Annotated in this window: 21 protein-coding genes; 20 read left to right on the top strand and 1 reads right to left on the bottom strand. The window is 60.0% G+C overall.

Features of this window, described 5'->3' with window-relative positions; translation table 11 throughout:
- Window positions 1–394 precede the first annotated feature (394 nt).
- The 20 genes from AABE10_RS21845 (at window position 395) to AABE10_RS21750 (ending at window position 22,468) form a co-directional block, all read left to right on the top strand.
- Window positions 395–1,561, top strand: coding sequence for an ABC transporter substrate-binding protein (locus AABE10_RS21845; RefSeq protein WP_342935339.1), 1,167 nt, complete (start codon window positions 395–397; stop codon window positions 1,559–1,561).
- A 272-nt stretch (window positions 1,562–1,833) separates the two neighbouring features.
- On the top strand, window positions 1,834–2,994 hold the full coding sequence (locus AABE10_RS21840; RefSeq protein WP_342935338.1) for an ABC transporter substrate-binding protein: 1,161 nt from the start codon (window positions 1,834–1,836) through the stop codon (window positions 2,992–2,994).
- Window positions 2,995–3,225: 231 nt separating this feature from the next.
- Window positions 3,226–4,281 (top strand): branched-chain amino acid ABC transporter permease, encoded by a 1,056-nt coding sequence (locus AABE10_RS21835; protein ID WP_342935337.1) that lies wholly within the window; start codon window positions 3,226–3,228, stop codon window positions 4,279–4,281.
- Window positions 4,282–4,285: 4 nt separating this feature from the next.
- Window positions 4,286–6,070 carry a branched-chain amino acid ABC transporter ATP-binding protein/permease gene (locus AABE10_RS21830; RefSeq protein ID WP_342935336.1) on the top strand — a complete coding sequence of 595 codons (1,785 nt, stop codon included), beginning with the start codon at window positions 4,286–4,288 and terminating at the stop codon, window positions 6,068–6,070.
- A complete protein-coding gene (locus tag AABE10_RS21825) occupies window positions 6,070–6,843 on the top strand; it encodes an ABC transporter ATP-binding protein (RefSeq protein WP_342935335.1) in 774 nt (257 codons plus the stop codon). Before AABE10_RS21830 ends, AABE10_RS21825 begins: the two co-directional genes overlap by 1 nt.
- 173 nt (window positions 6,844–7,016) lie before the next feature.
- The gene (mnmG, locus tag AABE10_RS21820) at window positions 7,017–8,975 is read left to right on the top strand and encodes a tRNA uridine-5-carboxymethylaminomethyl(34) synthesis enzyme MnmG (protein WP_342935604.1); all 1,959 of its coding nucleotides are present in this window, start codon (window positions 7,017–7,019) and stop codon (window positions 8,973–8,975) included.
- Entirely contained in the window at window positions 8,972–9,649 is a 678-nt protein-coding gene (gene rsmG / locus AABE10_RS21815) for a 16S rRNA (guanine(527)-N(7))-methyltransferase RsmG (protein ID WP_342935334.1), read from the top strand. Before mnmG ends, rsmG begins: the two co-directional genes overlap by 4 nt.
- Before the next feature lie 49 nt (window positions 9,650–9,698).
- Window positions 9,699–10,469, top strand: a complete 771-nt coding sequence (locus AABE10_RS21810) for a ParA family protein (protein ID WP_342935333.1) — start codon at window positions 9,699–9,701, stop codon at window positions 10,467–10,469.
- A 38-nt stretch (window positions 10,470–10,507) separates the two neighbouring features.
- Entirely contained in the window at window positions 10,508–11,398 is an 891-nt protein-coding gene (locus AABE10_RS21805; protein WP_342935332.1) for a ParB/RepB/Spo0J family partition protein, read from the top strand.
- Window positions 11,399–11,409: 11 nt separating this feature from the next.
- Window positions 11,410–12,558, top strand: a complete 1,149-nt coding sequence (locus AABE10_RS21800; RefSeq protein ID WP_342935331.1) for a sodium:proton antiporter — start codon at window positions 11,410–11,412, stop codon at window positions 12,556–12,558.
- Between the two features lie 282 nt (window positions 12,559–12,840).
- Window positions 12,841–13,386 carry an ATP synthase subunit I gene (locus AABE10_RS21795; RefSeq protein ID WP_342935330.1) on the top strand — a complete coding sequence of 182 codons (546 nt, stop codon included), beginning with the start codon at window positions 12,841–12,843 and terminating at the stop codon, window positions 13,384–13,386.
- 144 nt (window positions 13,387–13,530) lie between these two features.
- Window positions 13,531–14,382, top strand: coding sequence for a F0F1 ATP synthase subunit A (atpB, locus tag AABE10_RS21790; RefSeq protein WP_342935329.1), 852 nt, complete (start codon window positions 13,531–13,533; stop codon window positions 14,380–14,382).
- Between the two features lie 85 nt (window positions 14,383–14,467).
- Window positions 14,468–14,737 carry a F0F1 ATP synthase subunit C gene (gene atpE, locus AABE10_RS21785; RefSeq protein ID WP_007180033.1) on the top strand — a complete coding sequence of 90 codons (270 nt, stop codon included), beginning with the start codon at window positions 14,468–14,470 and terminating at the stop codon, window positions 14,735–14,737.
- Window positions 14,738–14,873: 136 nt separating this feature from the next.
- Window positions 14,874–15,344: a F0F1 ATP synthase subunit B gene (locus AABE10_RS21780; RefSeq protein ID WP_342935328.1), complete on the top strand. Its 471-nt coding sequence runs from the start codon at window positions 14,874–14,876 to the stop codon at window positions 15,342–15,344.
- Window positions 15,345–15,346: 2 nt separating this feature from the next.
- The gene (locus AABE10_RS21775; protein WP_342935327.1) at window positions 15,347–15,886 is read left to right on the top strand and encodes a F0F1 ATP synthase subunit delta; all 540 of its coding nucleotides are present in this window, start codon (window positions 15,347–15,349) and stop codon (window positions 15,884–15,886) included.
- A 58-nt stretch (window positions 15,887–15,944) separates the two neighbouring features.
- Entirely contained in the window at window positions 15,945–17,486 is a 1,542-nt protein-coding gene (gene atpA / locus AABE10_RS21770; protein WP_090870614.1) for a F0F1 ATP synthase subunit alpha, read from the top strand.
- A 91-nt stretch (window positions 17,487–17,577) separates the two neighbouring features.
- Window positions 17,578–18,465, top strand: a complete 888-nt coding sequence (gene atpG / locus AABE10_RS21765; RefSeq protein ID WP_342935326.1) for a F0F1 ATP synthase subunit gamma — start codon at window positions 17,578–17,580, stop codon at window positions 18,463–18,465.
- Window positions 18,466–18,557: 92 nt separating this feature from the next.
- Window positions 18,558–19,952, top strand: a complete 1,395-nt coding sequence (atpD, locus tag AABE10_RS21760) for a F0F1 ATP synthase subunit beta (protein WP_342935325.1) — start codon at window positions 18,558–18,560, stop codon at window positions 19,950–19,952.
- Between the two features lie 156 nt (window positions 19,953–20,108).
- Window positions 20,109–20,534, top strand: coding sequence for a F0F1 ATP synthase subunit epsilon (locus tag AABE10_RS21755; protein ID WP_075155344.1), 426 nt, complete (start codon window positions 20,109–20,111; stop codon window positions 20,532–20,534).
- A 203-nt stretch (window positions 20,535–20,737) separates the two neighbouring features.
- The gene (locus AABE10_RS21750; RefSeq protein WP_342935324.1) at window positions 20,738–22,468 is read left to right on the top strand and encodes an AMP-binding protein; all 1,731 of its coding nucleotides are present in this window, start codon (window positions 20,738–20,740) and stop codon (window positions 22,466–22,468) included.
- 794 nt (window positions 22,469–23,262) lie between these two features.
- Here the strand turns inward: AABE10_RS21750 and AABE10_RS21745 are convergent.
- A complete protein-coding gene (locus tag AABE10_RS21745) occupies window positions 23,263–24,054 on the bottom strand; it encodes a transporter substrate-binding domain-containing protein (protein ID WP_342935323.1) in 792 nt (263 codons plus the stop codon).
- Window positions 24,055–24,138: the final 84 nt, after the last annotated feature.

Here is a 24,138-nt window from a genome sequence, read left to right as displayed (position 1 = left end):
GGTGCACCACTAGGGTAAATGCTAGTTGCCCGTGTAACCGTCCCCGTTTAATCTTCACACAGTTCTGATGCACCGAATTTTGCAGGTGGAGAACGAGGAGACAATGAGGCACTCAGTGCCCATACAAAAGCGCTGTTGGATCTAGTCCAACAGCGCTTTTTACTTTCCCCATCCGAAATCGATCGCTCTTAATAGCGCATGCTCCATCCTCGCTCCGCATTGTAATGCTGGCGCCGTCGCACACGTTCTCCGCAGCATTTCCCCCAAAGATTCAAAGCCTTCAAACTGCTTGCCGCGCGTAGTATGCGTCCGCTACACTCGCCATTCGCTGACCATCGGGTCGGCATTTCAAAGTATTCGAATTAACTCGAACATCGGGGCATAGAGGAGCGGAATGAAGTCGGCATTGCGTTGGATCAGCGCGGCACTGGTCGCGGCGGGCGTGTGCGCAACGTACAGCGGCGCGGCATGGGCGGACGTGAAAATCGGCATGACAGTGTCGGCAACGGGGCCGGCGGCCTCGCTCGGTATTCCGGAGAAGAACACCAGCGCGTTGCTGCCGAAGGAAATCGCGGGCCAGAAGATCGACTACATCGTGCTCGACGATGCAACCGATTCGACGCAAGCCGTCAAGAATGCGCGCAAGCTCACCAGCGAAGATCACGTCGACGCACTGATCGGCTCGACTGTCGTGCCGAACTCGCTGGCGATGATCGACATCGCGAACGAAACGCAAACGCCGATGATCTCGATGGCCGCTGCGGCGACGATTGTCGAACCCGTGGATGCAAAGCGTTCGTGGGTCTTCAAGACGCCGCAGAACGACATCCTGATGGCGACGGCCATTGCGCAGCACATGGCGAATCACGGCGTAAAGACGGTGGCCTTCATCGGTTTCGCGGATGCATATGGCGAGAGCTGGTTCAAGGAATTCAGCAAGGCCGCCGACCTCGCGAAGATCAAGGTCGTCGCGAATGAACGTTTCGCGCGCAACGATGCGTCAGTGACGGGCCAGGTGCTCAAGATGATGTCGCGGAACCCGGACGCCGTGCTGATTGCCGGCGCGGGCACGCCGGCCGCGCTGCCGGAAAAGACGCTGCGCGAGCGCGGCTACAAGGGCAAGTACTACCAGACGCACGGTGTCGCGAACAACGATTTCCTGCGCGTATGCGGCAAGGACTGTGAAGGCACGTATCTGCCCGCGGGTCCGCTGCTCGTCGCCGATCAATTGCCCGATTCGAATCCTGTGAAGAAGGCATCGCTCGCATACAAGCACGCTTATGAAAGCGCGAATGGCGCGGGTTCGATTTCGACTTTCGGTGGCCACGCGTGGGACGCCGGCCTGCTGCTGCAACGTGCGATTCCCGTTGCGTTGAAAAAGGGCCAGCCGGGTACGCCGCAATTCCGTGAAGCATTGCGTGCCGCGCTCGAAAGCACAAAGGACATGCCGGGCTCGCACGGCATCTTCAACATGAGCGCGAACGATCACGCGGGTCTCGATCAACGGGCGCGCGTGATGGTGCAAATCGTCGACGGCAAATGGAAGCTTGCTTCCGATTGAACGAGGCGAATTAACGAATTCGAATTCATTCAAAAAGACGCGGGCAGTTGACGCGTCTTTTTTATTGCACGCGAGATGAAACGAATAAAAGCAGTGCAGCTTCACTTTGATCGACAGGGGAGACAACAACTAAAGCGGTAGAGCCTGGATTTGACGCAATTGCAACGAGCAGGGAAAACCATGCTTGGCAGGCTTATACCCGATAACTAGATTCAGTTACCCGGTTCTCGAACTGGATTACGACACGCATTTAAAGCGTTTGGAGACATGCAATGAAAACGACAAAGAAGTGGGTCCGTTCCGCGATTGCAATGGCGCTCGTTTGCGGCGCGACGGGAGCGATGGCGCAAGTGAAGATCGGCGTCACGCTGTCGACGACGGGACCGGCCGCATCGCTGGGCATCCCGGAGAAGAACACGATCGCGCTGCTGCCGAAGGAGATCGCGGGCAAGAGCGTGCAATACATCGTGCTCGACGATGCATCGGATACGAGCCGCGCAGTGCAGAACACGCGCAAGCTGATCGACGAAGATCACGTCGATGCGATCATCGGCTCGACTGTGACGCCGAATTCGCTGGCGATGCTCGATCCGATTGCCGAAGGCAAGACACCGATGATTTCGCTCGCGGCATCGGCGGCCATCATTTCGCCGATGGACGGAAAGCGCACATGGGCATTCAAGACGCCGCAAAACGATGGCTTGATGGCCGATGCAATCGCCGACTACATGGAAAAGCACGGCGTGAAGTCGGTGGCGTTCATCGGCTTCGCGGACGCGTATGGCGAGAACTGGTACACGGTGTTCAGCCAGGCAGCGGGTGCGCATCATCTGAAGCTCGTGGCCAACGAGCGCTATAACCGCACCGATGCATCGGTGACGGGGCAGGTGCTGAAGATCGTTGCGTCGAATGCGGATGCTGTGCTGATCGCGGGTTCGGGCACCCCTTCGGCGCTGCCGGCGAAGGCGCTGAAAGAGCGTGGCTACAAGGGCAAGATCTATCAGACGCACGGCGTCGCGAACAACGACTTCCTGCGCGTGTGCGGCAAGGATTGCGAAGGCGAATTGCTGCCCGCAGGCCCGATTCTCGTCGCGGATCAGTTGCCCGATTCGAACCCCGTGAAGAAGTCGTCGGAAGCATACAAGAATGCCTATGAGAAGGCGTATGGCGCGGGCTCCGTCGCGACGTTCGGCGGCCATGCGTGGGATGCGGGCCAGATGCTCCAGCGCGCGATTCCCGAAGCGCTGAAGAAAGGCCAGCCGGGTACGGAAGCCTTCCGCGTTGCGCTGCGCGACGCGCTCGAGAACGTCAAGGATCTGCCACTCGCGCACGGCATCATGAACACGACCGCCACCGACCACAACGGTCTCGACAAGCGTGCGCGCGTGATCGTCGAAATCTCCGATGGCAAGTGGAAACTTCAGAACGACTAAGAAGGTGCGCATCTCTCGCAACGCGTGGCAATGAGCTGGCAGCACGTCTCTTAAGTCACGCGGCCATTTCTGATCGATAACAATGGCAAGCTCTGCCGCGTCGTTTTCTCAGGCGCGGCAGTTGTTTTATGAAGTGCAGCTTCGCTTCGTGGCTAGTGGTCGTTCCGCCGGCTCTCATTGCGGTTCTCTCTGTTTCTCAGTTTCGATTTCGACGTTCCAGGACGAGGAAGTATGGATCTATCAATTGCGGCAATCCTCGCGCAGGACGGCATCACGACGGGCGCGATCTACGCATTGCTCGCGCTCGCGTTGGTGCTGGTGTTCTCCGTGACGCGCGCCATTTTCATCCCGCAAGGGGAGTTCGTTTCGTACGGCGCACTGACGCTTGCCGCGTTGCAGACGCAGAAGTTTCCGGCGACCTGCTGGCTGCTGATGGCGATGGGGCTTGCGTGCTTCGTCATCGAAGTGACGGGTATGGCGCGGCATGCCGAACGGCGGCGTCATGCGGCGCGCACGCTGGTGACGTTGGCGGGCAAGTATCTGTTGTTCCCTGTCGCTGTCTATGCGGTCACGCGCGGCGTGTTCATGCAGCCGCTGCCGATGGCCGCGCAGATCGCATTGACGCTGCTGATCGTCGTGCCGATGGGGCCATTCGTCTATCGCCTTGCATACGAGCCTGTCGCCGAAGCGACGACGCTGTTGCTGCTGATCGTGTCGGTGGCCGTGCACTTCGCGATGGTCGGCCTCGGGCTCGTGATGTTCGGCGCGGAAGGCTCGCGCACCAACGCGTTCACGGATGCCACGTTCAACATCGGCAGCATGTCGATCTCGGGACAGAGCGTGTGGGTGATCGGCGTGGCCGTCGTACTGATCGGCGTGCTGTACGTGTACTTCGATCGCTCGATCTCGGGCAAGGCGTTGCGCGCGACGTCGGTGAACCGGCTTGGCGCGCGGCTCGTCGGCATTGGGACGACGCAGGCCGGGCGGCTCGCGTTCACGCTTGCGGCAGGTCTCGGCGTGCTGTGCGGGATTCTCGTCGCGCCGCTCACTACGATTTACTACGACTCGGGCTTCCTGATCGGCCTGAAGGGCTTTGTCGGGGCGATTATCGGCGGGCTGGTCAGTTATCCGCTGGCTGCGGCAGGTTCGATACTCGTCGGTCTGCTGGAGTCGTATTCGTCGTTCTGGGCCAGCTCGTACAAGGAAGTGATCGTGTTCACGCTGATCATTCCGGTGCTGCTCTGGCGGAGTCTCGCCAGCCCGCATGCGGAAGAAGAGGAGGAGTGACGCGATGAAACGCATCATGCAAAACAAGTTTTTCTGGCTGTTCCTCGTGGTGATGTTCGCGTTGCCCGTGCTGCCGCAACCCGTTCGCGTGCCTGAGTACTGGGTGACGCTGCTCAACTATATCGGCCTTTATTCGATCGTCGCGATCGGTCTCGTGCTGCTGACGGGAATCGGCGGGATGACGAGCTTCGGGCAGGCGGCGTTCGTCGGCGTCGGCGCCTACACGACCGCGTATCTGACGACGCAGTTCGGCGTCTCGCCGTGGCTCGCGCTGATCGCCGGCGTCGTCCTGACGGCATTGATCGCGTTGCTGCTCGGGGCCGTGACGATGCGTCTGTCGGGGCATTTTCTGCCGCTCGGGACGATCGCATGGGGCCTCGCGTTGTTCTTCCTGTTCGGCAACATGGAGATGCTCGGCAAATACGACGGGATCAACGGGATTCCGGTGCTGAATGTGCTCGGCATCAACCTCGAATCCGGCCGGCATATCTACTACCTGATCTGGATCGTCGTGCTCGGCGCGGTCGTGTCTGTTCAAAATTTGCTTAATAGCCGTCCAGGGCGGGCGATTCGTGCGCTGCGTGGCGGCGGGCTGATGGCGGAGGCGATGGGCGTCAATACCGCGTGGATGCGCGTCGTGATCTTCGTCTATGCGGCGGTGCTGGCGGCGATCTCAGGTTTTCTGTACGCGCATTTGCAGCGCGCAGTGAATCCGACGCCGTTTGGTCTCAACCACGGCATCGAGTTTCTGTTCATGGCGGTGGTGGGCGGCGTCGCGCACGTCTGGGGCGCGGTGCTAGGCGCAGCCATTCTGACGGTGCTTCAGGACTATCTGCAAACGCTGCTGCCCAAACTGCTCGGCGAGAACGGCAACTTCGAGATCATCGTTTTCGGCATTCTGATGGTGCTGCTGCTTCAATATGCCCGCCGGGGCGTATGGCCGTTCGTCGCGCGGATTTTCCCGCGCGGCCCGCACGCGCACGTGCCCGATCATGCGGACGCGTTGCCGCAGCGCAGCAAGCCGGCAGCGGGTGAAGCGCTGCTCGTCGTCGACAAGGCGCGCAAGCAGTTCGGTGGCCTCGTCGCCGTCAACGACGTCAGCTTCGACGTGAAGGCGGGGCAAATCATCGGTCTAATCGGCCCGAATGGCGCGGGCAAGTCGACGACGTTCAATCTGGTCACGGGTGTGCTGCAAGCGACGAGCGGTGAGATCACGTTCCGCGGCGAACGGATCGACAAGCTCAATTCACGTGAAATCGTCAAACGTGGCATCGGACGGACGTTTCAGCACGTGAAGCTGCTGCCGGGCATGACCGTGCTGGAGAATGTCGCGATCGGCGCGCATCTGCGCGGGCATGCTGGCGTCTGGCGCAGCGTGGCGCGCCTGAACGCGGCGGAGGAGGCGCGTCTGATGGCGGAGGCCGCCCGGCAGATCCGGCGCGTCGGCCTTGAAGAGCATATGTACGATGAAGCGGGCAGTCTCGCCCTCGGCAAACAGCGCATCCTCGAGATTGCGCGCGCGCTTTGCTGCGATCCGACGCTTCTGTTGCTCGATGAGCCTGCGGCAGGCCTGCGCTATCAGGAAAAGCAACAACTGGCGACGTTGCTGCGCAAGCTGCGCGAGGAGGGCATGAGTGTCCTGCTCGTCGAACACGATATGGACTTCGTGATGAATCTCACCGACCGGCTGGTCGTGATGGAATTTGGGACGCGGATCGCGGAAGGGCTTCCGCAAGATGTGCAGAACGATCCGGCTGTGCTGGAAGCCTATCTGGGCGGGGTGGAGTGATGGAGAATCAAACGACGAATCAAGCTGCGGCGCAGTCTATTCTCGAAGTAAACGGCCTGTCGGTCCGCTACGGAAAGGTTGAGGCGCTGCACAATGCAAGGATCGCCGTGCGTCCCGGTCAGATCGTTACGGTGATCGGCCCGAACGGCGCTGGAAAGTCGACGCTGCTCAACGCGATCATGGGCGCGCTACCGTTGACCGGGCATGCAAAGGGCGCAATCACATATCTCGGCGAAGACGTGAGCGCTGTGCCAATCGAGAAACGGGTAGCGCGCGGCATGTGTCTCGTACCGGAGAAGCGCGAGTTGTTCGCGACGATGACCGTCGAGGATAATCTCGTGCTTGGCGCGTATCGTCGCAAGCGTGCCGGCGATCGAAACTATCTCGATCAGCTTGAACCCGTGTTCGAACTTTTCCCGCGCCTGAAGGAACGGCGCAAGCAAGCGGCGGGAACGCTGTCGGGCGGGGAGCGGCAGATGCTGGCGGTTGGCCGCGCGCTCATGGGCAAACCAGATCTGTTGATGCTGGATGAGCCGAGCCTCGGCTTGGCGCCGCTGATTGTGAAGGAGATTTTCCACATCATCAGTGCGTTGCGGCAAACCGGTGTCGCGACGCTTCTGATTGAGCAGAATGCACGCGCCGCACTGCAAATTTCGGACTATGGCTATGTGCTCGAAACGGGCGAGCTGGCTCTGGAAGGCGAGGCCGAAGCGCTGGCGCAAAATCCGCGCGTGATCGAAACGTATCTGGGGCTTACGAAAAAGGTAGCCTAGCCGAAGGAATTTTTGATGGATTCGCTGTCAAACGAGCGGCGTGTTTCACGTGAAACACGCCGTTTTTTATTCCTATGCCCATTGGACGAAATTCGTGTCAAAAGCGAACCCGCTATAATTTCGCCCATATATTTTTTCTGAAGGCTCACGGCGGGTCCGGCGTGAGGTCTGCGATGCTCTATCCCACAGAGTTTGACGTAATCGTCGTTGGCGGCGGCCATGCCGGCACGGAAGCCGCTTTAGCATCCGCGCGCATGGGCAATAAGACGCTCCTGCTAACGCACAACATCGAAACGCTCGGTCAAATGAGCTGCAATCCGTCGATTGGCGGCATTGGCAAAGGCCATCTGGTAAAAGAAGTCGACGCGCTTGGCGGCGCGATGGCGGCTGCAACCGACGAAGGCGGCATCCAGTTCCGCATTCTCAACTCGTCGAAAGGCCCGGCGGTCCGGGCGACTCGCGCGCAGGCTGACCGCGTGCTGTATAAGGCGGCGATCCGTCGGCGGCTCGAAAATCAGCTGAATCTTTGGCTTTTCCAGCAATCCGTCGACGATCTGATGGTCGAAGGCGATCGCGTCGTGGGCGCGGTGACTCAGGTTGGAGTCCGATTCCGCTCGCGCGCAGTGGTTTTGACGGCCGGCACCTTCCTGGACGGGAAGATTCACGTCGGACTCAATAACTACACGGGTGGGCGAGCAGGAGATCCTGCTGCGGTGTCGCTGTCGGCGCGTCTGAAGGAGTTGAAGCTGCCGCAAGGCCGCCTGAAGACGGGCACGCCGCCGCGTATCGACGGCCGCACCATCGATTTTTCGAAGCTGGAAGAGCAGCCGGGCGATCTCGATCCGATTCCGGTTTTCTCGTTCCTCGGGCGCGTCGAGCAGCACCCGCGCCAAGTTCCGTGCTGGGTCACGCACACGAACGCACAGACTCACGACATCATTCGCAGCGGCTTGGACCGCTCGCCGATGTACACCGGCGTGATCGAAGGTGTTGGTCCGCGCTATTGTCCGTCGATTGAGGACAAGATTCATCGGTTTGCGTCGAAAGAATCGCACCAGATCTTCCTGGAGCCGGAAGGGCTGACTACCAATGAGTTCTACCCGAATGGCATCTCGACGAGCCTCCCGTTCGACGTCCAGCTCGAGCTGGTTCGCTCAATGGCCGGCCTCGAGCACGCACACATTCTTCGTCCAGGCTACGCGATCGAATACGACTACTTTGACCCGCGCGGGCTGAAGGCGTCGCTGGAAACGAAAGTGATCAACGGCCTGTTCTTCGCTGGCCAGATCAACGGAACCACAGGTTACGAGGAAGCAGCCGCGCAAGGGCTGTTGGCGGGCATTAACGCTGGCTTGTACGTCCACGGCAGGGATGCATGGACGCCGCGCCGCGATCAGGCTTATCTGGGCGTCCTGGTCGACGATCTGGTGACGCGTGGTGTTTCCGAGCCATATCGGATGTTCACGAGCCGTGCAGAGTACCGCTTGAGCCTGCGTGAAGACAACGCGGACATGCGCCTGACGGAGATCGGACGCGAGCTGGGTGTCGTGGATGACGTCCGCTGGGATGTTTTCAGTCGCAAGCGCGACGCTGTTTCACGTGAAACAGAGCGTCTACGGACAAGTTGGGTCAACCCGAAGACCCTTTCATCTGAGGAAGCGACTGCGCTGCTAGGCAAACCGATTGACCACGAATACAGCCTCGCCGACCTTTTGCGTCGCCCGGGCGTCTCGTACGACGGAGTTTGTGGGCTGCGTGAAGGCGCTTGCGGCCCGGTCGAGCCGCTTGCGGATGACGAGGTGCTGCTCGCGCAGATCAAGGAACAGATCGAAATCGGCGTCAAATATCAGGGCTACATCGAGCGGCAAGCGGGTGAAATCGAACGAAACGAAGCGCAGGAAAACACGCGATTGCCGGAAAACCTCGATTACGCCGAAGTTCGGGGACTGTCGTTCGAAGTGCGTCAAAAACTGATGCAGTTCCGCCCTGAAACCATCGGTCAGGCTTCGCGTATTTCCGGTGTTACGCCGGCCGCTATTTCATTGCTGATGGTCCATCTTAAGCGCGGCCTCGGCCGCCGTTCGCCAAAGCCCGCCGACGCTGGCACCGATAGCACGCCGGTGGCTCAATGACGGCGCGTTCCAATACGGTGGCCGAGCGTGAGGCGCTCGCAGGCCTGCTGGAAGAAGGTGTGCGCGAACTGGGCATCGACCTGAGCGCGGACCAGCGGGGCAAATTACTCGATTACGTTGCGCTTCTGGGAAAGTGGAACGCGGTCTACAACCTGACGGCCATCCGCGATCCGCGCCAGATGCTGATTCAGCACATCCTGGATTCACTCTCGATCGTTCCGCATCTCGCCAGCCCCGAGCCGTCGTCGATACTCGACGTCGGCTCGGGTGGCGGTTTGCCAGGTATCGTGCTGGCCATCGTCTTTCCCGGTTGTTCTGTCATCGTCAACGATATCGTCCAGAAGAAGTCAGCCTTCCAGTCACAGGCAAAGGCGGAATTGGGCCTCGCGAACCTGTCTGTCGTCACGGGGCGGGTCGAAAGCCTGACGCCCGGTATCGAAGTTCCGGGAAAATTTGACGTGATCGTCTCGCGCGCATTCGCAGACCTGGCGGATTTCGTTACACTGGCCCGTCACCTCGTCGCGGACCACGGAGCCATCTGGGCGATGAAGGGCGTGCGACCCGACGAAGAAATCGAGGGTTTGCCTAAGGGCGCGCATGTCAAGCAGGTGATTCGTCTTAAAGTGCCATCGCTGGATGCCGAACGGCATCTGGTCGAAGTCGCAGTAGGCTGATGATCAGGTCGAAATCTCACTAAACAGGCTGCAAAGGGGCACTAAAAAGATGGCAAAAATCTTCTGCGTTGCGAACCAGAAGGGTGGAGTCGGCAAAACGACGACCGCGGTCAATCTCGCCGCGAGCCTCGCATCGCAGGGACAGCGGGTCCTGCTCATCGATCTCGATCCGCAAGGCAACGCCACCATGGGCAGCGGCATCGACAAGGCCGCCTGCGAGAACACGGTTTACGAAGTGCTGGTGGACGGCGTGTCGGTCGCCGATGCGCGCGTGAAATCGGAAGCCGTTTCATACGACGTACTGCCTGCCAATCGCGAACTGGCGGGCGCCGAAGTCGAGCTCGTCAGCATGGAAAACCGCGAGCGGCAGCTCAGAGAGGCGCTGGCGCACGTGGTGTCCGAGTATGACTTTGTTCTCATCGATTGCCCTCCCGCGCTGTCGCTGTTGACGCTGAACGGCCTGTGTGCCGCGCACGGCGTCGTGATTCCGATGCAATGCGAATATTTCGCGCTCGAGGGCCTCTCGGATCTCGTCAATACGATCAAGCAGGTTCACGCGAACCTGAACCGTGACCTGAAGGTAATCGGCTTGTTGCGCGTGATGTTCGATCCGCGCATCACGCTGCAGCAGCAGGTATCGGAGCAACTGAAAGAGCATTTTGGCGACAAGGTGTTCGACGCCGTCATTCCACGGAACGTACGACTTGCCGAGGCACCGAGTTACGGCTTGCCGGGCGTCGTGTTCGACCGTGCGTCGCGCGGCGCGCAGGCTTATGTGCAGTTCGGCGCGGAAATGATCGAACGGGTGCGTGCGCTATGACGCAACGCCATCCATCCAAAGCGGATCGAGGAACCACGATGAACGCAGTAGCACGAAAGAAGGGTTTGGGCAGAGGGCTGGAGGCGTTGCTTGGCGGCAGCGCGGAGTTCACGGAAGCCGTCAGGATCAACGGCGCGCCGCACACACTGCCGCTCGACAAGATGCAGGCGGGCAAGTACCAGCCGCGCACACGAATGGACGAGGGCGCGTTGCAGGAACTGGCGGCGAGCATTCGCGCGCAGGGTTTGATGCAGCCGATTCTGGTACGTCCGATCTCGCCCGAAAAATTCGAGATCATCGCAGGCGAGCGACGTTTTCGCGCGGCCCGCCTGGCCGGGCTGGACGAGGTGCCTGTGCTGGTCCGCGATGTGCCCGATCAGGCTGCAGCCGCGATGGCGCTCATCGAGAACATCCAGCGAGAAGACCTGAATCCGCTGGAAGAGGCGCAAGGCATTCAGCGTCTGCTCGACGAATTCAACTTCACGCACGAACAGGCGGCCGAATCGGTGGGGCGTTCGCGTAGCGCGGTGTCGAATCTGCTGCGCCTGCTGAACCTGGCGTCGCCCGTTCAGACGATGCTGCTCGCCGGCGACCTCGACATGGGTCACGCGCGCGCATTGCTTGCCGTCGACGCCGCCACGCAGATCACGCTCGCGAATCAGGTGATCAACAAGCGGATGTCGGTGCGCGAAACCGAAAAACTGGTCACGACGACGACGAAGGCTGCGCCCGCCGTCAAGGCCAAGGTGAATAACGACGGCGGCCGCGATACGCGCCGGCTCGAAGAGGAATTGTCGGATCTGCTCGCCGCGACGGTGAAGATCAAGCTCGGACGGCGCGGACGGGGGCAGGTGCTCGTCGACTTTGGCGATCTTGACGCACTCGAAGGCATTCTTGCCCGCTTGAGAGGCAGCGCGGCTGCTGCATAAAGATTCACCTGATGCCTGCCGCCGACCGAGCGCTAAAGCCTCGTCAAAATTTGTTGCGTACGGTTATTCGCTATGTGGCGAAGGAGCCGGTGTTGACCCTGCTCGTCGCGGCATTGATCGCGCTGCAGATACTCCATCCGCGTCCGTTGGCGTCGCTCCCTGCGCTCGTCGACTGGCAAACGGTGATGACTCTCGCGGGGCTTTTGGTATTGACGAAGGCGGTCGAACATTCAGGATTCCTGATGTGGCTCGCGCATCGCGTCGTTCATCGCATACGTTCGCAGCGTGGGCTGGCTTATCTGCTGATCGCGCTTGCCGCTGCGCTGTCGACGTTGCTCACGAACGATGTCGCATTGTTCGTCGTCGTGCCGCTCGCGTTGTCGTTGAACGAGTTGACGCCGTTGCCGTTGAAGCGGCTCGTGATCTTCATTGCGATTGCGGTCAATGCCGGCTCGGTTCTCACGCCACTGGGCAATCCGCAGAATCTGTTCCTCTGGCAGACGAGCGGCGTTTCGTTCGCTGGATTCGTGCTCGCATTGGCGCCGTTGTGCGTGGCGCTGATGGCGATGCTGTATGCGCTGACGGCGGTTGCGTTCAAGCGGGTCGACCTGGATCTATCGAAAGACACGGAACCCCATCCCGTCGATCGTCCGCTGCTCGGCGTCGCCATAGTACTGTTTGTCGCGTTCGTGCTGCTTGCGGATGCGCATCGTCCAGGCATAGGACTGATCGGTGTCGGCATCGGATTTATCTTTTGGCGGCCACGAATCGTCATGAAGATCGACTGGCTTCTGCTGCTGATTTTCGTGTTCATGTTCATCGTCTTGAGAAGCGTCGCAGCATTGCCTTGGGTACACGAAGCCGCCGGACAAATGCATCTGACGACACCGCTGCGAGCCTATACCGCAAGCGCGGTACTGTCGCAGTTGATCAGCAATGTGCCAGCAGCGATCATGTTGGCCGAGTTCTCAAAAGATTGGCGCGCATTGGCGTTCGGAGTCAGTGTTGGTGGCTTCGGATTTGCGATCGGTTCGCTGGCGAATCTGATCGCAATGAGGCTTTCAGGGCAGCGCGGAATGTGGCTGCAATTCCATCTGTTTTCGGTTCCGTTTTGGATCGTGAGCGGGGTGGTCGGTGGGTGGCTTCTGTTGCATTTTTGACACTTGTGCGAGCGACCGAAATGCGCTCGCAACGTTGTGCCCGTAACACAATTCCACCGGCATTTCTCGGTCTGTCGCGACCGCCTTACATTTGAAGTCCGACCGCATGAAATTGGGCGCTTTCCCGCATCATGAAGCGCCATTTCATGCCGGTTATTGGCCGGGCTAAAGTCTTGAATTGCCTGCAACTATCGCTTACAATCGCCCGGATTTATTTGCTAGGCAACCCCGTAAGCGGTGCGAAAGCTCGCGGGCTGAACAGGACTTTGCGGAAACACTGCGATGGCGGTCAAAGCGTCGAACCAAACGCCGCAACAACGGCACGACGAACACCGCGAAGATCGCACAGGTTCGCAAGCGTCCGGCGGTCACAGCGCAACGCATGACGACGCGTGGGATGCCGAGCAGCAAGATAACAATATCGTTCCGCTCACACGGGCCGAGGCCGAAAAACTGTTTGGTCCGAACGTGAGTCGTCCATCGCGCGTTACACCGTTCAAGGTCGTGATTGCGCAAATGGTTTTGTCCCTGGGTGCGACGCTGTTGTGGTGGCTGTTCTACAAGCCGCCGGGCGATGCTGCGCTGTCAGCCTTCCTGGGAGGAGCGATTTGCTGGGTGCCGAGCGCATTGTTCGCGGCACGTCTTAAGAAGTTGAGTGGCGCCGAAACGGTGATGAGCTGGATGATCGGTGAAGCACTCAAGATGGGGACAACGATTGCGATGTTTATTGCCATCGCATTCTGGTATCACGATGTACGGTGGATTCCGCTGCTCGTGACTTACCTCATCGCTCTCAAGACGTACTGGATCGCGCTCGCCTGGCGCTGAAGCAAACGAGACACTGACTGACGCACGGCGTCAGCAACGAGGCGCGCGGGTTCGACAAGGTCCGCGCTGGCGTGTTCCCGCAAGACAGAATTGCGGCGGGAGCGGCCCGGAAAGATTTTCGACAATTTGGGTGGCATTAACGATATGGCAGCTAGCGAAGGAACGCGCGCTCTGGATCCGTCCGAGTACATTGCGCACCACTTGCAGAATTTTTCCACCGCTCACCAGACGTCGATCTTCGACATCCACGTCTGGAATCTCGATACGCTCTTCTGGTCGATCGTATGCGGCGTTGTGACCATCCTGGTCCTGCGACTGGCCGCGCGTAAGGCGACGTCCGGCGTTCCGGGCCGCTTCCAGTGCGCAGTCGAAATGCTGGTCGAAATGGTCGAGGATCAATCGAAGTCGATGATCCACGGCAACCGCGCTTTCATCGCACCGCTCGCGCTGACCGTATTCGTCTGGGTCGCGCTCATGAACTCCCTCGACTTTCTTCCCGTCGACCTGCCGGGCCGCGTGATCGACCTGCTCGGTCTGTCGGGCGTCATCTCGCACCACCGCATCGTTCCGACCGCCGACCTTAACGGCACGATCGGCATTGCGCTCGGCGTGTTCGTGCTGATGATTTATTACAACTTCAAGATCAAGGGCGCCGGCGGCTTCGTGCACGAGCTGCTGTCCGCTCCGTTCGGCGCGCATCCGCTGCTGTGGATCCCGAACCTTGCACTGAACATCATCGAGTTCGTCGCGAAGACGGTTTCTCTCGGCATGCGGCTGTTCGGCAACATGTACGCGGGCGAGCTGTTGTTCCTGCTGATTGCCCTGCTGGGCAGCATCTGGAACTTCGGTGCGGACACGACGGTGCTTGGCTTCATCGGCCACGTGATCGCAGGCAGCGTGTGGGCGATCTTCCACATCCTGATCGTCCTGCTGCAGGCGTTCATTTTCATGATGCTGACGCTGGTGTATATCGGCCAGGCACACGACGCTCACTAACCGGCGCGTCGTAGAAAGAATCTAGCTTTAAGAATCGTAGTTTTTTAAATCCCAGTTCCAAAAAGACTTTTCACAAGGAGTGATCATGCAAGCTTTCATCGCCAACATCCAGGGTCTGACCGCCATCGGTATCGGCATCATCATCGGCCTGGGTGCTATCGGCGCCTGTATCGGTATCGGCCTGATGGGCGGCAAGTACATCGAGGCATGCGCTCGCCAGCCGGAACTGATGAACCCGCTGCAAACCAAGATGTTCCTGCTTGCTGGTCTGATCGATGCGGCGTTCCTGATTGGCGTTGGTGTGGCAATGCTGTTTGCGTTCGCGAACCCGCTGCTGTCGAAGCTGGCAGGCTGAGGTTCCTCGGAAGTGTGCGCCTGATCTATAACTGATAAGGCGCGAAGCGGAACGGGCACTAAGGCGCTGATCGAGTACTGAATCGATGAGCGCCTTGCCGTTTCCCCTCCGATCAAGCAACGTTTAAGGAAACACCGTGAATCTCAACGCAACCCTGTTTGCGCAAATGGTCGTGTTCCTGATCCTCGCGTGGTTCACGATGAAGTTCGTGTGGCCGCCGCTGATCAACGCCCTCGACGAGCGCTCGAAGAAGATCGCCGATGGCCTGTCGGCCGCTGAAAAGGGCAAATTGGAACTCGAAGCCGCGCACAAGCGCGTCGACCAGGAACTCGCTCAGGCACGCAATGACGGCCAGCAACGTATCGCTGACGCCGAAAAGCGTGCAGTCGCGGTCGCCGACGAAATCAAGGCACAAGCGCAAGCTGAAGCGGCGCGCATCATCGCTCAGGCGAAAGCCGACGCTGAACAACAGGTCGTGAAGGCGCGCGAAGCGCTGCGCGGTGAAGTCGCCGCGCTCGCCGTGAAGGGTGCCGAACAGATCCTGAAGCGCGAAGTCGACCAGGCGGCCCACGCCGACCTGCTGAATCAACTCAAAGCCGAGCTCTGATCATGGCCGAACTTGCAACCATCGCCCGTCCGTACGCAGAAGCGCTGTTTGGCGTGGCCGAAGCTGGTGACATCGCCGCCTGGTCCACGTTCGTGCAGGAGTTGGCACAGGTTGCGCGTCTGCCCGAAGTGCTGTCGATTGCCTCGAGCCCGAAAGTCAGCCGCGCACAGATCAGCGACCTGCTGCTCGCCGCGCTGAAATCGCCGCTCAAGGACAATGCGCAGGCGAAGAATCTGGTTCAGATGCTGGTCGACAATCATCGTCTGCCACTCTTGCCGGAAATCGCCACGCAGTTCGAAGAGTTGAAGAACGCCCGTGAAGGTGCGGCCGATGTGCTGATTGTCAGCGCATTCCCCCTCGAAGGTGCGCAGCTGGACGACGTCGTCGCGAGCCTCGAACGCAAATTCAAACGCAAGCTGAAGCCGACGGTTCAAGTGGATCCGTCGCTGATCGGCGGCGTTCGCGTGACGGTCGGCGACGAAGTGCTCGATACCTCGGTCCGCGCGCGGCTCGCCAGCATGCAGACGGCTCTGACCGCCTGAAGCCCTCACGTGGTTGTGGCGGCTGGCACGCAACAGAATTGACTATCAGGAGCGAATAATGCAACTCAATCCCTCTGAGATCAGCGAGCTGATCAAGAGCCGGATCCAGGGCCTTGAAGCGAGCGCAGACGTTCGCAACCAGGGCACCGTGATCTCCGTGACCGACGGTATCGTGCGTATCCACGGTCTGTCGGAAGTGATGCAGGGCGAAATGCTCGAATTCCCGGGCAACACGTTCGGTCTCGCGCTGAACCTCGAGCGCGACTCGGTCGGCGCGGTGATTCTGGGTGAATACGAACACATCTCGGAAGGCGACATCGTCAAGACGACGGGCCGCATTCTCGAGGTGCCGGTGGGTCCGGAACTGATCGGCCGCGTGGTCGACGCACTGGGCAACCCGATCGACGGCAAGGGCCCGATCAACGCGAAAATGACCGACGCAATCGAAAAGATTGCTCCGGGCGTGATCTGGCGTAAGTCGGTGTCGCAGCCGGTGCAAACCGGTCTGAAGTCGATCGACTCGATGGTGCCGATCGGCCGCGGCCAGCGTGAGCTGATCATTGGCGACCGCCAGTGCGGCAAGACCGCTGTCGCTGTCGACTCGATCATCAACCAGAAGGGCAAGGACCTGATCTGTATCTACGTCGCGATCGGCCAGAAGGCTTCATCGATCATGAACGTGGTTCGCAAGCTCGAAGAAACGGGCGCGATGGAATACACGATCGTTGTCGCGGCTTCGGCTTCGGAATCGGCCGCGATGCAGTACCTGGCTCCGTACGCCGGCTGCACGATGGGCGAATACTTCCGCGACCGTGGCCAGGACGCGCTGATCGTCTACGACGACTTGACCAAGCAGGCTTGGGCATATCGTCAGATTTCGCTGCTGCTGCGCCGTCCGCCGGGCCGTGAAGCTTACCCGGGCGACGTGTTCTATCTGCACTCGCGTCTGCTGGAGCGTGCTGCTCGCGTTTCGGAAGAGTACGTCGAGAAGTTCACGAACGGCGAAGTGAAGGGCAAGAGCGGCTCGCTGACGGCACTGCCCGTCATCGAAACGCAAGCAGGCGACGTGACGGCATTCGTTCCGACGAACGTGATTTCGATTACCGACGGTCAGATCTTCCTGGAAACCGACCTCTTCAACGCAGGTATCCGCCCGGCTATTAACGCTGGCGTGTCGGTGTCGCGCGTCGGTGGTGCGGCTCAGACGAAGGTCGTCAAGAAGCTGTCGGGCGGTATCCGTACCGACCTCGCACAGTATCGTGAACTGGCAGCGTTCGCGCAGTTCGCATCGGACCTCGACGAAGCAACCCGCAAGCAGCTGGAGCGCGGCCGCCGCGTGACGGAACTGCTGAAGCAGCCGCAATACCAGCCGCTGCAAGTGTGGGAACTGTCGGTGTCGCTGTTCGCAGCGAACAACGGCTACCTCGATGATCTGGAAGTTTCGCAAGTGCTGCCTTTCGAAAAGGGCCTGCGCGAATTCCTGAAGTCGAAGCATGCTGACCTGGTCAAGCGCATCGAAGACAACAAGGACTTGTCGAAGGACGACGAGGGCGCGCTGCACGCCGCACTCAAGGACTTCAAGAAGTCGGGCGCTTATTGATCCGCGAGTGATCCGCAAGGCATAAACGGACCTTGAAGCAGCGCGCGGTGCATGCAAATGTGTCCGCGCTGCTTCGATCAAGGAGCAAGCAATGGCTGGAATGAAGGAAATTCGCGGCAAGATCAAGAGCGTGCAAAACACGCGCAAGATCACGAAAGCGATGGAGATGGTGGCCGCATCCAAGATGCGCCGCGCTCAGGAGCGCATGCGCTCTGCTCGCCCGTACGCCGACAAGGTCCGCGATATCGCTGCGCACATGAGCAGTGCGAGCCCGGAGTACCGTCATCCGTTCATGGTGACGAACGATGGCGCGAAATCGGTAGGCTTCATCCTTGTCACGACTGACAAGGGTTTGTGCGGCGGTATGAACACGAACGTGCTGCGCGCTTCGCTCCAGAAGTTCAAGGAGCTGGAAGGTCAGGGCAAGACGCTCGAAGCGACGGGAATCGGCGGCAAGGGTCTAGGTTTTCTGAACCGCCTGCGCGCAAAGGTCGTGTCGAACGTCGTGCAACTGGGCGATACGCCGCACCTCGAAAAGCTGATCGGCGCTGTGAAGGTTCAGCTCGACATGTACTCGGAAGGCAAGCTCTCGGCTGTGTATCTCGCGTACACGCGCTTCGTCAACACGATGAAGCAGGAGCCGGTGATCGAGCAACTGCTGCCGCTGTCGGCGGAACAGTTCGAGCGCAAGGACGAGACGGGTAGCCCGACGCCCAATACGTCGTGGGACTACATCTACGAGCCGGACGCGCAAACCGTCGTCGACGAACTGCTGGTGCGTTATGTCGAAGCGCTGGTCTATCAGGCCGTCGCGGAAAACATGGCGTCGGAACAGTCGGCACGGATGGTCGCAATGAAGGCCGCTTCGGACAACGCGAAGACGGTCATCAACGAACTGCAGCTCTCGTACAACAAGAGCCGTCAGGCAGCGATCACGAAGGAACTGTCGGAAATCGTCGGTGGCGCCGCGGCAGTCTGACGCTGACGTCGACACGCGGGAGCGCCTTTTGGCGAATCCACCGAAACTGCGCCGTTGCGCGAGTGAAGAATTGAGTATCTAAAGGAAAAGCGATGAGTACTACTGCTTTGGTAGAAGGCAAGATCGTACAGTGCATCGGCGCGGTGATCGACGTGGAATTCCCGCGTGAACACATGCCGAAGGTTTACGACGCGCTCATTCTCGAAGGTTCGGAACTGACGCTCGAAGTCCAGCAGCAGCTGGGCGACGGCGTTGTCCGCACCATCTGTCTGGGTTCGTCGGATGGCCTGCGCCGCGGCGTCATGGTCAAGAACACCGCTAAGCCGATCAGCGTGCCCGTTGGCAAGCCGACGCTGGGCCGCATCATGGACGTGCTTGGCCGTCCGATCGACGAAGCGGGCCCGATCTCGAGCGAGACCACGCGCTCGATCCATCAGAAGGCGCCGGCGTTCGACGAACTGTCGCCGTCGACGGAACTGCTCGAAACGGGTATCAAGGTTATCGACCTGATCTGCCCGTTCGCGAAGGGCGGCAAGGTGGGCCTGTTCGGCGGTGCCGGCGTGGGCAAGACCGTCAACATGATGGAACTCATCAACAACATCGCGAAGGAGCACGGCGGTTACTCCGTGTTCGCGGGCGTTGGCGAGCGTACCCGTGAAGGGAACGACTTCTACCACGAAATGAAGGACTCGAACGTTCTCGACAAGGTCGCGCTGGTGTACGGCCAGATGAACGAGCCGCCGGGCAACCGTCTGCGCGTCGCGCTCACGGGCCTGACGATGGCCGAGCACTTCCGTGACGAAGGCCTCGACGTGCTGTTCTTCGTCGACAACATCTACCGTTTCACGCTGGCCGGTACGGAAGTGTCGGCACTGCTGGGCCGTATGCCGTCGGCAGTGGGCTATCAGCCGACGCTGGCTGAAGAAATGGGCAAGCTGCAAGAGCGTATTACGTCGACCAAGACGGGCTCGATCACGTCGGTTCAGGCCGTGTACGTCCCTGCTGACGACTTGACGGACCCGTCGCCGGCAACGACCTTCGGCCACCTGGACGCAACCGTCGTTCTGTCGCGTGACATCGCTTCGCTGGGTATCTACCCGGCAGTGGACCCGCTCGATTCGACCTCGCGTCAGATCGACCCGCACGTAATCGGCGAAGAGCACTACTCGATCACGCGTCGCGTTCAGCAGACGCTGCAGCGCTACAAGGAACTGCGCGACATCATCGCAATTTTGGGCATGGACGAACTGTCGCCGGAAGACAAGCTGTCGGTCGCGCGCGCTCGCAAGATCCAGCGTTTCCTGTCGCAGCCGTTCCACGTTGCTGAAGTGTTCACGGGCTCGCCGGGCAAGTACGTGCCGCTGAAGGAAACGATCCGTGGCTTCAAGATGATCGTCGACGGCGAGTGCGATCACCTGCCGGAGCAGGCGTTCTACATGGTCGGCACGATCGACGAAGCCTTCGAAAAGGCCAAGAAGATCCAGTAAAGGCTGGGTGTATCGAAGCGGGCGCCGGCTCGCGCGCAGTGGCTGTCGCAAGACGGCCGACGCACAAGCCTGGCGCCTCGTCCTACGCTCACCAGCGTTGCATGGGACGAGAGTAAGCGCTAAAGCGCTGACACTCGTCGACAGGAGTCGACATAAATGGCAACCATCAAGGTAGACGTCGTCAGCGCGGAAGAGGAAATCTTCTCGGGCCAGGCGAAGTTCGTTGCGCTCCCGGGCGAAGCGGGCGAGCTCGGCATTCTGCCGGGCCACACGCCGCTCATCACGCGGATTCGTCCGGGTGCGGTGCGTATCGAAGCTGAAAACGGCGAAGAAGAGTTCGTGTTCGTCGCTGGCGGTATTCTCGAAGTCCAACCGGGCGCGGTGACGGTTCTGGCCGACACGGCGATCCGCGGCAAGGATCTCGACGAAGCGAAGGCTGAGCAGGCTCGCAAGCGCGCGGAAGAAGCGCTGCAGAACACCGGCTCGAACCTCGAATATGCGACCGCGCAAGCGGAACTCGCGTATGCGACGGCACAGCTGGCCGCGATCCAGCGTCTGCGCAAGTTGCGCGGACAGCACTAAGCAGCAACGTTCGAAAAGCAGCCCTTGTGGCTGCTTTTTTTGTCTTCTACTTGACGTTTACGGAAAGGTCAGCAAAATCATATCGGCAATACCCGAGCAGCTGGAAAGTTGCGGGTAAGACTTGATGCCGATCGGTCCAGGACCGGGGCACAATCGGTCGCAAACTCATCTCAATACAGCGATTCACCTCTGGAGACATCACCATGGCAACGCGAGCCGCAGGAGAGGGCGCAATCATCGAGCCGAAGGACGGGCTGTCATACGTGCGCGGTTCGACCGACGTGCCGCTGAGCGAATCGACGGTCGGTCAGTTTCTTCTCCATACCGCTCGGCGCTTTCCCGAACGTCCCGCCGTGGTGTTCCGCGAGCAGCAGATTCGCTGGAGTTGGACAGAGTTTCTGCAAGAAGTCGATACCTTGGCGGCGGGACTGCTGGATCTGGGCATCCAGACGGGCGATCGCGTCGGCATCTGGTCGCCGAATCGTGTCGAATGGCTGATGACGCAGTTCGCAACGGCGCGGATCGGCGCCGTTCTCGTCAACATCAACCCCGCATATCGCCTTGCCGAGCTTGAATACGCGCTGAACAAGGTCGGCTGCAAAGCGATTATTTCGGCCGAGAAGTTCAAGTCGTCAATGTACCTGCAGATGCTTCAGGAACTGGCGCCCGAACTGGCGACTGCCACCCCTGGGGATCTCCACGCCGCGCGTCTCCCGGACCTGCGCATCGTGATCCGCATGTGCGATGCGGATACGCCGGGCATGCTGACGTTTTCGGACGTCGTCGAACGTGGCCGAATCGCGTACGATCCCGCGAAACTTGACGCAATCGGCGCAACGCTCGACGCCAACGATCCGATCAACATTCAGTTCACCAGCGGAACGACCGGGAATCCGAAGGGCGCGACGTTGACGCACCGGAACGTCGTGAACAATGCGCGCTATATCGCGATGGCAATGCGGCTGACCGAGCAGGACTCGCTCTGCATTCCGGTGCCGCTTTATCACTGCTTCGGCATGGTGCTCGCGGTGCTGGCTTGCGTGTCGGTTGGGGCCGCGATGGTCTTCCCCGGCGAGGCATTTGAGCCCGGCGCGACGCTGGCGGCCGTCGCCGAGGAAAAATGCACTGCGCTCCACGGTGTGCCGACAATGTTCATCGCCGAACTCGACCACCCCGATTTCGCGACCTTCGATCTGTCGCGGCTGCGCACCGGCATCATGGCCGGCTCGCCATGCCCGATTGAGACGATGAAACGCGTCGTTTCGCAGATGCATCTCGCCGAGATCACGATTGCCTACGGGATGACTGAGACGAGTCCTGTGTCGTTCCAAAGCTCGACGACCGATCCGTTGGGCAAACGGACCACAACCGTCGGTCGCATTCAGCCGCACCTCGAAGTGAAAGTGATCGATGCACTCGGCAACATCGTGCCTGTCGGCGAAACGGGGGAGCTATGCACCCGCGGCTATTCGGTGATGAAGGGTTACTGGGGCGATGAAGCGAAAACGCGGGAAAGCGTCGTCGACGGCTGGATGCACACCGGCGACCTCGCGACGATCGACGCCGAGGGTTACTGCAATATCGTTGGGCGCCTAAAGGACATGCTGATTCGTGGCGGCGAGAACATCTATCCGCGAGAAATCGAGGAATTCCTTTTTAGACATCCGAAGATTCAAAGCGCTCAGGTGTTTGGCGTGCCCGACGCGAAGTACGGCGAAGAAGTGTGCGCATGGATCGTCCTGCGCGCTGGTGAGCAGCTCACGGCCGAGGAGGTGCAGGAATTCTGCCGTGGCCAGATCGCGCACTACAAGATTCCGAAATATATCCGCTTCGTCGAGGAGCTGCCGATGACCGTCACGGGCAAGGTCCAGAAGTTCGTGATGCGCGAACGAATGATCGGCGAACTCCATCTGAAGGAAGACAAGACGGCCTGACGGCATATCGTCGTCATCAGGGACGAGAACTCAACGCCGTGTGCAAACCACACGGCGTTTTGCTTTGGAGGAGGAGATGCCGGTTCGCGCACGCGAATGGAGGGCGCGCAAACGTTTGGCGAGAGAAAAAAAAAGCGGGCCTGGAGCCCGCTAAAAACCACACGCTACGGGGTTAGCGCGAGGAGACCATTGGAGGAACCGACAACCGGCGCGATCGGCGCCGGCCACGACTCCAGCAGAGATGCCCCTGGTAAAAGAGCTTCGGCGCCTACGCCGACCAGCCGTCGAGTTGTCCGAAGACACTACTACCCGGCCGCATCCATGCTGAACCCGTGAAAGGCATTGTGGGCGAATTAGTTCGCTCGCAGGGTAACAAAGTGTTTCAGGTTGTAACGCCCGCCGGATAAGGCGCGGCGGGATTTATTGCGATAGCGAAGTGATTTAACTGCAATTATTACCGATACCTTTTCAGTCCCATGCCGGTCTCGTTTCGGCCGTCACCAAAGCGCATGTTGCATTGCATCGTGGCTGGCAAGCCGAGCAGGCTTTGCATTAAGTGCGCACCCAGAAGTGCGGACACGAATGCTCATACCGGATCCCGACTGCACTTTTTGAAAGCCACGTTTGTCTGCGCCACTTCGCATCGCTGCCCTGCGAAATCAACCGACCATCCCGCCCGAACCTATCGCTTGCCGGGCGAACCGTAAACATTGCGCGTGACGGACGGAGGCAGCCTGTTGCCTCGACAGATAAGTACGACTGCCCCGGCCGTCACAAACTCCGCGCGTTTCGGCTTATTTCAGCCACTTATCGGAAATGGCTTGATACTCGCCACTCTCGCGCGCGAGGTGCAGCCATTGGTCGACGTATTGCTGGAACACCACGTCACCGCGTGGCACCATCCACGCCTTTTCCCCATACTGGAACGGCTTGTCCGGATGCACGGAGCACAGGCCGGGGTTGAGCTTCTGCTGGAGGAGCGTCTCGGACGCATCCGTCACCATCACGTCGGCCTTGCCCGCGAGAATCTGCTTGAAGATGGTTACGTTGTCCGGATACACCGTGAGATTCGCGTGCTTGAAAAACTGACGCGCGAAGCGCTCGTTGGTGCCGCCCGGATTGAAGATCACACGCGTGGACTGCTGATCGATCTGCGCGACCGTCTGATACTTGCTGACGTCGTCGCAGCGCACGATAGGCGTCTTGCCGTCCACCTGGTACGCTTCCGTAAAAAACGCGCGCTTCTGGCGGTCCAGCGTGGTCGATACGCCGCCTACAGCCACGTCACATTTCGCGACGAAGTCGTTCATCAGATTCGACCACGACGTCTTCACGAATTCCGCCTTTACGCCGAGCGATTTGGCGAGCGATTCGGTCATGTCGATGTCGATGCCTTCGAACTGGCCGTCCTGCTTGTAGAACGAGTACGGCTTGTAGTCGCCGGTCGTGCAGGCCCGCAGCGTGCCCCGTGCGGTGATTTCGTCGAGACGTGACGTTGAAGCTGCGGGAGCGGATGCGGCATTTTGCGCTTGGGCCACGCCGGCGCAGCACAGTGCAGCGGCGAGAAGCAGGGCATTTCTCTTCATTGAATCTCCTCTATCGTTGTTTTTTGTGGTTCAACGGAACGGATAATAGCCCGCGCGACTATCTGTGACCATCGGCAGAAAGGC

This window comes from Paraburkholderia diazotrophica, assembly GCF_038900755.1.
Taxonomy (GTDB): Bacteria; Pseudomonadota; Gammaproteobacteria; order Burkholderiales; family Burkholderiaceae; genus Paraburkholderia; species Paraburkholderia diazotrophica_A.
The sequence above is the reverse complement of the archived record's forward strand: the minus strand, read 5'-3'. Positions and strand labels throughout refer to the sequence as shown.